The following is an 11,968-nucleotide window of genomic DNA, read 5'->3' as shown; positions in this document are numbered from 1 at the left end:
TTATTAATAATTAGAGAGAATATTTATGAAGATTTCTTAAGAAAAGGGAAAGCCCAAGCACGTAATTATTTTGTGCTTGGGCAGTTAACTTGTTCGTATAATTAGACAATAAATTGGATTGTTCATGAGGATTTAGATCACTCTTTAATGTATAAATAAAAATACAATAATAGGGATTATTAATGAGGGCAGAAGATTTAAGGTATTGCATTTTTTTATGCCTAAAATACTTAAACCGGATGCTAATATCAATATACCTCCTATAATCGTCAATTCATTTAGAAGATCATTATTGATGGAATTCTCCATTAAACTAGCTATTAAATAAATGGAACCTTGCCATAGAAATAATACAATACCTGCAACAGCTATCCCAATACCAAATGTAGTGGCTAAAACAATCGAAGTAATTCCATCCAATATGCCGTTCGTGAGCAGATATGTATAATCTTGCTTTAATGCAGCCTCTATAGGACCTAATATAGATAATGACCCAATACAAAATAATAAAATCGCAGTCGATAATCCTTCAGCTAAATTCCCCTTAGAGTATTTATTCACTAAAGCATTAAATTTCGATTCTAAATTAAGTTTTTGACCTAATAATCCGCCTATAGCTAGACTGACAATAAAAAGTACCGGATATTTACTGGAAGGTAAATGTTGAACTAGAGCATTTATTCCTAATCCCATCGCTGCTAATCCCATGGCCTGCATGAGGATTTGATGGTATTCATCTTTTATCCCATTTTTAAAAATACTTCCAATGATGCTTCCGACTATAATCATCATTGTATTAAATATCGTTCCTAGCATAATTCATTCTCCTTAAAAAATTGTCCTTACGTAAAAAAATAAACCCTCCAGTAAGGGGAGGGTCAATACTTTATTGGTATTTGTATTTCTGTCAAATAATCTTCTTTACTCCCTGAAATGTAATGGTCAATTATGGTTCTTTCAATGGAATCTCCAATCACTTGGAAACCTTGATCTTTAATAAAATTCAGTAAGGATTTATAATGTGCGGGAGAATGATTATGATTGCCATTAAAATAAATACAGGCATATTTTCCTTCAGGAAGCGAGGCCAATAAAGGACTTTGACTATCCTCCTCCTCGACTAAAATAAATATCGAATTGTATTCATGAAACTGGTCATTTAATAGATGGCGAATACTTACGGTTAGGCCAACACCTCCAATAAATATAGAAGAATTCATATTCGACAAATTTTCTAATTGCCGCAGAGAAACTTCCAGTTGAGGCTCGGAACTGATTTTTTCCATTAATCGCACGATTCTTCGCTCTTGTTTTTCCATGATGAATGGGACTCCCAATGCCTTTATCTCTCGTGCCATTTTAATATCCTTAATTCGATCTTGGAACCTGCGATTAATTCGTTCCAGTTCGTGAATCTTTTCTTCGGTTAATCGTTTCTGTTCCTCTAAGAGATGCACAAAGTCGTCGATATCCCTGTGCTCTAAGTGTCCTTTAATTTCCTTTAATGAAAAACCTAATTCCTTCAAATAATTTATAGTATTTAATTGCTCAAATTGTTCTGTTGAATAGTATCTATAGCCGTTGTTTTTATCCGTATGCATAGGCTTTAATAAATCAATTTCATCATAATATCGAAGGGTTTTTATAGTTGTTTTATGGAGCTTAGCCATTTCTCCAATTGAAAATCTATTCTTCATGTATATCTTCCTTTAAAAAACGTCCTATTATCATTATAGTACTTGATTTTGTCCATGAGCCCAATAAAAATCAGGTATTTTACGAGAGCAGCGATAAGCTGACAAAAAAGAAGCCAGTATTTCGGCAAATTAAGAGCTGGGACATACGTGAATGTATTTTACAAATTGCCCATAGATGTTTAAAAGAACCGTAGTTGGATGAGATGCAGTGTCCAATTACGGTTCTATCTGTTAATGGTATAAAATGATTGTCACTAGCATGAATCAAAAGTTTTAGGTGATACTATTCATTGTTTATTTTTTTCTTTCATGGTCCAATCATTGTGTATGATGTCTTGAAGAACATTTTTTAGTTGTATAAATTGCTGCTCTGAAATATTCGATTGTTGCATGACTTGACGCGATACCTCAGGTAGCTTGCGACGAACATCATTGCCTACCTCTGTTAAATAGATTTGCATTTGTCGTTCATCATCTTTGGAACGCTCACGACAAATATAACCCTTTACCTCTAATTTTTTCAGCAATGGTGTTAAGGTACCTGAATCCAAAAATAAGCGTTGTCCTAATTCTTTCACCGTTATTTGTTCGTTTTCCTCCAACGCTAAAATGGTGATATAGCCTGTATAAGTTAAATCATATGGCTTCAATAATGATGTATAGTGTTTAATGATTTCCTTGGATGTGGCATACAAAAGAAAGCATAGTTGATTATCTAAATGATTAGGCATAAAAATCCCCTCTTTATGTTCTTCTATTAACATTTATATTAAAAATAAAGTTCCTACTTGTCAAACGCAATTAAATTGTGTACAATTCAATTTGTAAAAATTAAATTGTGCACAATTTAAAATAAAGGATATAGAAAAGGAGTTTTCGATTATGAAAGAATTATACTCAACGACTATGATTAATGAGGGTGGCCGTAGTGGCACATCCTATGCAGAGGATCAATCCCTATCTTTAAAAATTGCACCACCAGGCTCAAAATTGGATAATGTGACAAACCCAGAGCAATTATTTGCTGCGGGGTATAGTGCCTGCTTTAATAGTGCGTTAGATTTGATTAAGCGCCAAAAAAAGCTTAAACATGCATCAACGATTCAAGTTACCGTTAAGTTAATGGAGCAAGCTACTTTTGATTATGTACTTGCGGTGAATATCGAAGGACATATTGAAGGAGTAACGCTGGAAGAGGCACAGCAATTATTAGAGCTAACACACACAGTTTGTCCTTATTCAAAAGCGACAATGGGAAATATTGATGTAACAATTAAAGCAGTTTAAATTTTTTGAAAAAGAGGGAATTATATGTTATCAACTTCAACATTAAAACAAATTATGCAGGAACGTAAATCTGTTCGTAAATATAATGCGAATACTAAAATATCTCGTGAAACCATTATGCAGCTACTACAAGACGCTATTTCAGCGCCTTCTTCGAGCAATATGCAGCCATGGCGATTTATCGTCATTGATGATAAGGAAATCCAAAAGAATATTAATTTCTTTTCATTTAATCAAGAGCAGATCGAAACAGCCTCTGCTATTATTGCTGTCATTGGAGATATTGAGATGTATGTAAACGCTGAGGAAATCTATGCAAAGAATGTGGAGTTAGGCTATATGCCAGAAGAGATTGCGAAAAAACTTGCACAGGACGCATTAACAATGTATGGATCAGCTTCGACAAAAACATTAGAGAATATCGTCCATTTTGATGCTGGCCTAGTAACGATGCAAATTATGTTATTAGCGAAAGAAATGGGTTATGATACAGTTCCAATGGGTGGGTTTGATAAAGCTAAGTTTGCGGAGTACATGGAATTACCTGCAAATGAAATACCTATTTTATTATTAGCAATTGGTGAAGCGGCGGCACCTGCTTACGGTTCTTCACGTCTTCCAATTGATCGCCTTGTAAGGTTTAATCAATAATTTTTAGGCAGTTCGCTCATTGCGGGATGAATAAAAAAACAAAGCACAGTCGCTAAGAGGCTGTGCTTTGTTTTGGTATTGGTGCTTTTTGATTTAATTATTTTTCTTGTGGAAGAATTCTTTTGCCATTGCTATACGTTCACTTGGCAACGTACGATTAAGCTCTTCCTCTAACCAGGCAATTGTTTTACCTCGTAAATAGTTCCGCATTTGCTCTTCAGCTTCTAACATCACTATATTAATGGTGCAATTGGATGTACCTGATGCACAGGAATCACAATTTTCAGTTTGGTTGGCAAAATTTGCTTTGATGTTCTTACATTGAAATATGGGACTTTCACCCTCTACAGCTTTTACAACGTCCCAAAAAGAAATATCTTCAGGCTTTTTACTAAGCTTATATCCTCCTTTAACACCAGATACTGAACTGACAATCCCGGCTTTAGATAGCTTACCTAATACTTTTGATAAATAGGTTTCTGATAGCCCTTGAAATTCTGATAAATCCTTGATTCCAATACTTTCCTCTGGTGGTACATCTATTAAATAGACAAGGCTGTGTAATGCGTACTCTACCATGACACTATATTTCATTTATTCACCTACTTCTAATCCCTTTAGAAAACTTACATGTATCTTGTATATTATCATACCTCATAAATACTTCATCTAAATTAAATCAAATCAATTTGACAAAAATTAAAAACAAGCATATATTAAAGACAAATATAATCAACGATTAAGTTGATCGACGATTATATTTGTCTTTAATTTCGTATGGGGGAGGCAGTATGATCATTTAATCGGAACAAATGGTTTTCAAATTCATCATGCCTAAGGAAGAGCATGATGAAATAAGAATGAATTTTACTAAACTATCATCAATCAAGGAATTTAATTGAATCGGAGGAATGTAACGTGGAACAACGTATAGATTATTATAATATTGCACCTGATGCCATGCAGATCATGATGGAAATGGAGAAATACACGAAAAAGAATGGTATCGATAGAAAGCTCCGTGAGCTCATTAAAATCCGTGCTTCACAAATAAATGGATGTGCCTTCTGTCTGAATATGCATACCGCTGATGCCAAAAAAATGGGGGAGACTGAACAGCGTCTATTCTGTATAAGTGCTTGGAGAGAATGTACATTCTATTCAGAAGAAGAAAAGGTCGCTTTAGAGTTAACCGAACACATTACTTTAGTGTCTGAAATGCGTGTACCTGATGATTTATATAAACGAGTTCGTAATTATTATACAGAGAAAGAATATGTAGATTTAGTAATTCTAATTAACCAAATCAACAGCTGGAATAGAATCTCGATTGCTATGGGCAACTTCGCAGAATAATTTAAAGGATTTGTTCAAAATGAATCAATAGTAGGTAGAAATGTTGGTACCAGCATTTCTACTTTTTTATTTAATTGAAAATTAGCCTTCACGATATGATCTAATGAATGGATGGATGGTCCATTCTTTTTCCACGTCACATGTTTGTGTTGAGCAAATGGTGAACTCCAGTGCCGTTTCATCTCCACGTTACTATCGCTTCTTTTATTCCATGTTATTTGCTGTAATTTCACCTTTAATCCCTGTATCATCTTACAAACTAAAATGAATGTTAAAATTTTAGTTTTCCATTTTTTTGTTTCCAAAAATTTAATCTTGCCAAAAAGCAAACGTTTGTTCTAATATGTATACAAACAAGTGTTCTTACGTATGATAAGTGAAGGGAAATCTATTCGTAAATTTGTTACTAAAAGGCACAGGTGTAGGAATGGAAATGAAAGGTACATCAAATCAAATTTTGAGAGATAGTGGAGGAAACTACGATGAGAGAGCAATTGATTAAAGCTATGCAACGCAATCAATTAGTGGACATTATGTATATAGCCAAAAATGGTTCCGTAACAAAAAGACGTGTAAGAGTCATTAAAATTGTTGGCGATTCATTTCAAGCATTTTGTTTTACGAGGCAAGCAAAGCGTTCCTTTATCACCAAAAATGTTCTCGCGGTTACTCCTGTTTTCCGAAAAGAGCGTGAGGTTGTATGAACTATGAGGAAATGCCAAATAGACCTATTATGTGTATAGATATGAAGTGCTTTTATGCCAGCTGTATCGCCATGCTACATGGAATCGATATTTTAGAAACACCTGTCGCTGTAGTAGCCAATTTCGATCAACCAGGCAGTGTAGTCCTTGCTGCCTCACCATTGATGAAGGAAAAATATAAAATCAAGACCGGCAGTAGACGTTACGAAATTCCGAAACATCCCGATATCCAATTATTTGAACCTAAAATGTCCTTTTTTATACAGATGTCCATGACGATTACTAAGCTCATCGCTAATTATGTTCCTGTAGACGCCATACATGTTTACAGTGTAGATGAAAGCTTTGTCGATTTAACAGGTACTGAAAAGCTTTGGGGATCCCCTGAACAAGCGGCTCGAGAAATACAGGCCGCTATTTTGGATCAATATAATGTACCAAGCGCTGTTGGCTTAGGTCCCAATATGCTAATGGCTAAATTGGCATTGGACCTTGAAGCAAAGAAAACGGGTTTTGCTCAATGGACGTATGATGATATACCGAAAAAGCTTTGGCCAGTCAGACCCTTGTCCGAAATGTGGGGAATCGGCAAACAGATGGAAGCCAACCTAAATAAGTTGGGGATTCAAACAGTTGGTGGGTTGGCCAATGCAAATTTGAATGATTTAGAAGAGCAATTTGGTGTGATGGGCAATCAGCTATATCATCATGCATGGGGAATCGATCTATCAAAGCTAGGGGAACCGTTAATTACGAATGGAGCATTAAGTTTTGGAAAGGGTCAAATGTTAATGAGAGATTATCATACACGAAAAGATCTATCAGTAGTGCTATTAGAAATGTGTGAGGATGTCATGAAGCGGGCGAGAGATGCTGGTTTTGTTGGTCGTACAATTAGCTTGGGTCTTTCATATAGTCGGAATGCGATGACCAAAGGGTTTCATCGATCTAGAACGATTGATACACCAACAAATGAAACACTTGTCATGTATAAAACGTGTATAGAATTGCTGGATGAACACTTTGCGGGAGAGCCGGCAAGGCAGTTATCGGTAAGGATATCTAATCTTGAGAGAGAGCATAGTATCCAATTGGATTTATTTGATGAAAGAAAACCACAACGGCAGCTCATCGGACCTACAATGGATGCCATACGCAACAGGTTTGGAGCAACAGCGTTATTACGAGCAGTTTCGTTTACTGGGGCAGGGACAGCCATCAAGCGTGATCGCTTAGTTGGTGGTCATTTGGCATAGGAGTGATTGGATGATAAAAGACAGAGGTAATATAAAATGGGCATCTATGATGATGCCGGAACATTTGGACCTGCTAAGGGAATGCAAAGAAGTCTATACAGCGCAACCAAGAGAGCTGACAGAATGGGAACTGGAAGAGTTACAGCAAACCATCGATATAGCCTATCATCAGCAGCAAGATGTTCAATTAAATGTTTGGAACGATGGAAAAATCATGCATTGGACGGGAATCATTCATGCCATTAACCTATCTACAAACGAACTGTTACTTGAAACACTACTGACAACGAGACGTGTTCCAATCCAGCATATTCAATCAGCTCAACTAGAAGCTGACTATTATGATTAAAGCGGAACAACGCCAGCTATTACACAAGTATTTATTGTTGGAATTAGCTGTAAAATCGGTACAGCATGATTACCGATTTGCTGAACAATTTAAAATGAAAATCGCGTTTGTACCTTTAATGGATGCATTATTAAAAGATTTACGCCAAGAATATTTTGATCTCAAAAGGCAGCTTAACCAGCAACATATACGAGTGGTAGGCTGGCATCGTGTGGACGAATATTTTAGTGATGTCCAAATTGCAACGGCAGGTAATGATGTAGTCCTCCGCTATGCTAACCAGGCATTGAAAACACAGGTGGAAAAGCTCGTCATTCGTTATCTCGATAAATGATTGGTTTTCAAAATGAGTCATAAGTTACGATATACCAAAAGGGATATTTTTGGGGAGGATAACTGTGAGCATTTCTATTTGTACAGCTACTAGCAATGATTATTATGCCGTGAATAGCCTTGTGGGAGAAGGGCACGAAGAGCATGTTATGGAAGAACCAGCCATTTTTAAAAGCGTTGAATCGGTTATGCCTGAATCTTATTTTAAAGACTTACTTGAAGATCAAAACAGTCATATTTTTATCGCCAAGAACGATGAATTAGTTGTAGGATTTGCAATAATTAGCATTGAACATTCGCCTTCATTTCAATCTTTAGTACGACGTAAATATGGCTATATTCATGATTTTGGTGTGAGAAAGGCTCTACAAAAGCAAGGTGTTGGAGGATTATTATTTACAGGTTGTAAGGAATGGGCAAAAGCAAGGGGAGCCACATCTATAGAATTAAATGTTTGGGAGTTTAATGCCAACGCCATTGCATTTTATGAGCATCTAGGAATGAAGGGGATAAGTAGAAAAATGAGCATGAATATTTGAAGCTACGGCAAAAAAGATAAAACCAGGTGCTCAACTTGACGGGGGGCAGCTCAACTGAGAATCTGGTTTTTATTCTTCATTGTATTGCTTCATCAGTTCCTGTAGCTTACTTTTAATTTGTTCCCGTACGATTGGGGGATGTTTGACATTGGCCTCCATGCCTAAGCCGAGAAAAAAATGGACTAACCATGGTGTAAAGGAAGAGTTCACCTTTGCGAATATCTTCCCGTATCCATTTTCACGAAGCTCCATCCACTGAGATAACCATAGTTCTGATTGACAACGTCTTACTCCTTCTGGTGTTAACTCTACCTCAAGATCTAACATATGTTCTTCATCCGCTGGCACGATCCATGACTTGATGTGCTCATTTGTCATGTCCAATTTCAGGCTTTGATCTTCAGCTAAAGAAAAATCTTTCACCCGATCTATGCGAAAAACTCGATAATCCTCAGCTAGGAAGCAATAAGCCTGGCAGTACCATAGCCCGTTCATCGTATAGATTCCAAGAGGTTGAATCGTTCTATTTTTAGTCGTGGCCGCTTCATACAAGATGGTGACAACCTGCTGTTCAAGTGCAGCCTCCAGTAATTCCTTTAAAAAGGGCACTTCTAATTCATGAGGAGGTACCCAAAATAAAAGACGTTGCTGCATATTTTCAATCTTTTGCTTGAGTTCACCTGATAAATAGTAGAAAAATTTATCCAATGCAGTATTTACTTCATTTTTGAAGGGGAGAGCTTTGTAATTATGTAATGATTGGCAAGCAAAGAATAATGCAATTGCCTCATGTTCGGTAAAGCTGATAGGTGGTAGCACTTTTTCACGCAAAACACGATAGCCACCATTTGGCCCAGCTTCGGAATAAAGCGGTACACCTAGTTCACTCAGTTCCATTAAATCACGAATCATTGTTCGGCGTGAAACACCACATTCATCAGCCATCTCCTGAATGGTAAACTTTTTACGTTCATTGACCTTCATCATGAGCTGAATAAGTCTTTGCGCCTTGTGCATCCAAGCTCCCCCTTACAAACAAAATTAATAGTGACAGTAGTTGTCACCATTATCCCGTATAGTAAAACTTGAAGTCAATGTTTATGAATTTTTAATAAAAAGTACATTGACCACCTCATGAAGAGCATAAAAGGAGAAAAAAATGGCACAAGACAAACACAACTTTGAAGTGGAAGTTATGTTAACGAAAAGGGGGATGGATCATGGCTGACACATTTGAGGGTAAATATACAATAGATTTTTTTCATCAATTTATCAATATCGTACAGGCTGAATACCCTGCCTTTGATTCACATAAGTTCATGAATTTAATCCATGATGACGATTGGGAAATGAAAAAATTCAAACAGCGTATTAGGCATATCAGTACTTCTTTACGGACGACTTTGCCGACATCCTACTGTGAGGCATTATCAATATTGATAAAAATTGCACCTACATGTAAGGGAGTGGAATATTTATTTTTGCCTGATTTTGTAGAAGTATATGGACTAGATGATTGGCAGGCTTCCATTCATGGATTAGAGGTGTTAACGGAATTCTCCAGCGCAGAGTTTGCTGTTCGGCCTTTTATTTTAAAAGATCCTCAGAAGATGATGGATCAAATGTTAAAGTGGGCGAACCATGCTAATCCTCATATTAGACGATTAGCTAGTGAGGGGTGTCGCCCTAGGTTACCTTGGGCATCGGCATTGGGAATATACAAATTGGACCCGTCACCAATCTTACCGATATTGAACCTGCTCAAACAGGATCCATCTGTCTATGTACAGAAAAGTGTCGCTAATAATTTAAATGATATTGCCAAGGATCATCCCGAACTAGTGAAACGACTTGCTCGTGAATGGCACGGAGAGAGCTCAATCACAGATTGGATTATTAAGCATGGATGTCGAGGTTTATTGCGAAAAGGAGATGCTGAGGTGCTTTTCTTGTTCGGCTTTGACAACTCTCCAGATGTAACAATCCATGAGTTAGCGCTAGGAAAAGTTAGGTTGGCGATTGGACAAACCCTTGATTTTGCATTTACGATTCAAACTACTTCTACAGCACCACAGAAGCTTCGAATCGAATATGCGATAGATTTTGTTAAAGCAAATGGAGCGACCTCAAGAAAGCTATTCAAAATAACGGAACGCACCTTCGAAAAAGAGAGTCACCGATACACACGGAATCACCATTTTAAAGATTTAACAACCCGAAAGCATTATCCAGGTCAACATAAGCTAGCGGTAATAATAAATGGAAAAGAGCTAGCTACAACAGAATTTTGCGTTGAACGCTAAGCATACAGGTTGGATGAGCGATTTTAATGAAAGTACTGGAGAGAAATATAGGGGCTAATAAACCATTTAAGGGTCACTGAGATGGGAGTGACCCTATTTTAACTAGGGATTATTTAAAAAATTGTGGCTTTTCCACCTTAATGGAGGCTACTTCTCCACAGACTTTACAAAAGTTAAAAATAAACGGGGAGCCAACTGAAAAGACAGAATCAATAGGCCTAACATTGCCTTGATTAAAATCGCCACCAACTTGTCCAATCGTAAAAGAATCACTACCACAGGACTTGCAAACTAACTTTTTATCTTCCACGCCATCACCTCGTTATGTAATATATGTAAATTGTATCATAAAAAGGAGAATTTGACATTCTAACTCCTATTTCAACACGATTCGCGACTTTATATCGACATATTTTAGAGGATTTATTTGAAATTTGAAAAATGGTTTTATAGTAACATAGGGTGTATAAAGGTGGAGGAGGTTTTATATGCCTAATTTATTGCTAATCCTTTTTTTATTAAACCTATCTATATTTCTTTTACATGAAATGGATGCAATAAGGCGCTCGGAGTGGCGATTATTTATCGTATTAAAAGATATGGAAGATTCAAAGGCTTATCAAGTATTCACAGGGATTCATCTTTTTCTTTATGTCATTATACTTTCCTTACTATTCAGCCCCTATCAAACCATAACATTTTGGGTTCTGGATATATTCTTAATCATACATACAATCCTACACCTATTATTTGAAAGACATCCTCGAAATGGATTTAAAAACTCGTTTTCAAGAGCTATCATTTATCCGATGGGAATTCTTGCAGCCATCCACTTATTCTTTTTAATAAATGTTTAAAATAAGACGATCCTTTGGTACAATGGAAAAATGAAAAGCCCTATACTATAAGAATGTATAAGGCTTTTCGGCATGAACTAAAATCTAGAAAGTCTGTGTTAATTCCGAATTTACAAACCGTTGGGCAGCAATGACAGTACCAGAAGCTGTGCGTCCATAGACGCTATATATTCCGCCATTTTGATTGGGAACAATTTCAACTTCATACTGTGGTGAACTTCCAACACCTGGCGTTACAAAAGTAGAACCATTAGCAACTGCCGCAAAAGGTGTAGTGGACAATAATTGTCTTGAACCATTTAGTCTAAAAACTCTTACTACGCCAGTTAGCAAACCTCCAGTGAGATTAAGAACTTTGACACGAACACTACTTGCATTAGCTGGTTGATTTCCTGTGTTTTCAATAGGACCAGTAGTTAAAGGCATGCATTCACCTCCTTGCAACTATAAAATATATAATCTGCAGATTACCTTGATATAATATGTAGCTCCTTGTTACACTCTCTAGTTGTATTCATCATCCATTTTTGATTAAAAAATAGATGGGTAAATTAGTAGAAGATTTATCAAACTAATGAAGAGGGAATAGACATAGAAAAAAGCTGATTAGATAGTATGAACTGCCCCATAAAAGTT

Annotated in this window: 18 protein-coding genes; 10 read left to right on the top strand and 8 right to left on the bottom strand. The window is 36.5% G+C overall.

Annotation, left to right across the window (positions count from 1 at the left end; genetic code table 11):
• Nucleotides 1-144 precede the first annotated feature (144 nt).
• The 3 genes from PI85_RS07755 to PI85_RS07745 form a co-directional block, all read right to left on the bottom strand.
• Entirely contained in the window at nt 145-816 is a 672-nt protein-coding gene (locus PI85_RS07755) for a DUF554 domain-containing protein (RefSeq protein WP_008177274.1), read from the bottom strand.
• A gap of 62 nt (nt 817-878) precedes the next feature.
• On the bottom strand, nt 879-1,697 hold the full coding sequence (locus PI85_RS07750) for a MerR family transcriptional regulator (protein ID WP_036126485.1): 819 nt from the start codon (nt 1,695-1,697) through the stop codon (nt 879-881).
• A 287-nt stretch (nt 1,698-1,984) separates the two neighbouring features.
• Complete coding sequence (locus PI85_RS07745; protein WP_196244017.1) at nt 1,985-2,461, bottom strand: MarR family winged helix-turn-helix transcriptional regulator; 477 nt, start codon at nt 2,459-2,461, stop codon at nt 1,985-1,987.
• A gap of 118 nt (nt 2,462-2,579) precedes the next feature.
• Between PI85_RS07745 and PI85_RS07740 the strand changes: the two genes are divergently transcribed.
• Together PI85_RS07740 and PI85_RS07735 are read left to right on the top strand one after the other, a co-directional pair.
• Nucleotides 2,580-2,984: an Ohr family peroxiredoxin gene (locus PI85_RS07740; protein WP_036126482.1), complete on the top strand. Its 405-nt coding sequence runs from the start codon at nt 2,580-2,582 to the stop codon at nt 2,982-2,984.
• Between the two features lie 24 nt (nt 2,985-3,008).
• Nucleotides 3,009-3,635: a nitroreductase family protein gene (locus PI85_RS07735; RefSeq protein WP_036126480.1), complete on the top strand. Its 627-nt coding sequence runs from the start codon at nt 3,009-3,011 to the stop codon at nt 3,633-3,635.
• A 93-nt stretch (nt 3,636-3,728) separates the two neighbouring features.
• Here PI85_RS07735 and PI85_RS07730 read toward each other — a convergent pair whose 3' ends face one another.
• Nucleotides 3,729-4,229: an Rrf2 family transcriptional regulator gene (locus tag PI85_RS07730; RefSeq protein ID WP_036126478.1), complete on the bottom strand. Its 501-nt coding sequence runs from the start codon at nt 4,227-4,229 to the stop codon at nt 3,729-3,731.
• A gap of 324 nt (nt 4,230-4,553) precedes the next feature.
• Between PI85_RS07730 and PI85_RS07725 the strand changes: the two genes are divergently transcribed.
• Nucleotides 4,554-4,991, top strand: a complete 438-nt coding sequence (locus PI85_RS07725; protein WP_036126476.1) for a carboxymuconolactone decarboxylase family protein — start codon at nt 4,554-4,556, stop codon at nt 4,989-4,991.
• 14 nt (nt 4,992-5,005) lie between these two features.
• On the opposite strand, the gene PI85_RS24405 is transcribed toward PI85_RS07725, so the two are convergent.
• A complete protein-coding gene (locus PI85_RS24405; protein ID WP_158499486.1) occupies nt 5,006-5,179 on the bottom strand; it encodes a hypothetical protein in 174 nt (57 codons plus the stop codon).
• Nucleotides 5,180-5,473: 294 nt separating this feature from the next.
• On the opposite strand from PI85_RS24405, the gene PI85_RS07715 reads away from it, so the two are divergent.
• The 5 genes from PI85_RS07715 to PI85_RS07695 all read left to right on the top strand — a co-directional run bounded on the left by PI85_RS07715 (nt 5,474) and on the right by PI85_RS07695 (nt 8,172).
• Nucleotides 5,474-5,695: a transcriptional regulator gene (locus PI85_RS07715; protein WP_036126472.1), complete on the top strand. Its 222-nt coding sequence runs from the start codon at nt 5,474-5,476 to the stop codon at nt 5,693-5,695.
• On the top strand, nt 5,692-6,951 hold the full coding sequence (locus PI85_RS07710; protein ID WP_036126469.1) for a UV damage repair protein UvrX: 1,260 nt from the start codon (nt 5,692-5,694) through the stop codon (nt 6,949-6,951). Before PI85_RS07715 ends, PI85_RS07710 begins: the two co-directional genes overlap by 4 nt.
• Before the next feature lie 10 nt (nt 6,952-6,961).
• A complete protein-coding gene (locus PI85_RS07705; protein ID WP_036126466.1) occupies nt 6,962-7,300 on the top strand; it encodes a YolD-like family protein in 339 nt (112 codons plus the stop codon).
• Complete coding sequence (locus PI85_RS07700) at nt 7,293-7,634, top strand: hypothetical protein (protein ID WP_008177296.1); 342 nt, start codon at nt 7,293-7,295, stop codon at nt 7,632-7,634. Before PI85_RS07705 ends, PI85_RS07700 begins: the two co-directional genes overlap by 8 nt.
• Nucleotides 7,635-7,698: 64 nt before the next feature.
• Nucleotides 7,699-8,172, top strand: a complete 474-nt coding sequence (locus tag PI85_RS07695) for an N-acetyltransferase (RefSeq protein WP_036126464.1) — start codon at nt 7,699-7,701, stop codon at nt 8,170-8,172.
• A 69-nt stretch (nt 8,173-8,241) separates the two neighbouring features.
• Here the strand turns inward: PI85_RS07695 and PI85_RS07690 are convergent, their stop codons facing one another.
• Complete coding sequence (locus PI85_RS07690; protein ID WP_036126463.1) at nt 8,242-9,189, bottom strand: YafY family protein; 948 nt, start codon at nt 9,187-9,189, stop codon at nt 8,242-8,244.
• A 203-nt stretch (nt 9,190-9,392) separates the two neighbouring features.
• Here PI85_RS07690 and PI85_RS07685 point away from each other — a divergent pair, with 203 nt between their 5' ends.
• Nucleotides 9,393-10,475, top strand: coding sequence for a DNA alkylation repair protein (locus tag PI85_RS07685; RefSeq protein WP_036126462.1), 1,083 nt, complete (start codon nt 9,393-9,395; stop codon nt 10,473-10,475).
• A gap of 109 nt (nt 10,476-10,584) precedes the next feature.
• Here the strand turns inward: PI85_RS07685 and PI85_RS07680 are convergent, their stop codons facing one another.
• Nucleotides 10,585-10,785, bottom strand: a complete 201-nt coding sequence (locus PI85_RS07680; RefSeq protein WP_036126461.1) for a hypothetical protein — start codon at nt 10,783-10,785, stop codon at nt 10,585-10,587.
• 178 nt (nt 10,786-10,963) lie between these two features.
• On the opposite strand from PI85_RS07680, the gene PI85_RS07675 reads away from it, so the two are divergent.
• Nucleotides 10,964-11,332 carry a DUF6713 family protein gene (locus tag PI85_RS07675; protein WP_036126459.1) on the top strand — a complete coding sequence of 123 codons (369 nt, stop codon included), beginning with the start codon at nt 10,964-10,966 and terminating at the stop codon, nt 11,330-11,332.
• Between the two features lie 84 nt (nt 11,333-11,416).
• On the opposite strand, the gene PI85_RS07670 is transcribed toward PI85_RS07675, so the two are convergent.
• On the bottom strand, nt 11,417-11,758 hold the full coding sequence (locus tag PI85_RS07670; RefSeq protein ID WP_036126457.1) for a hypothetical protein: 342 nt from the start codon (nt 11,756-11,758) through the stop codon (nt 11,417-11,419).
• Between the last annotated feature and the right edge of the window lie 210 nt (nt 11,759-11,968).

The organism is Lysinibacillus sp. A1, assembly GCF_000801965.1.
Lineage (GTDB): Bacteria > Bacillota > Bacilli > Bacillales_A > Planococcaceae > Lysinibacillus > Lysinibacillus fusiformis.
Note: the sequence above shows the minus strand (reverse complement) of the source record. Positions and strands in the feature narration are given on the sequence as shown.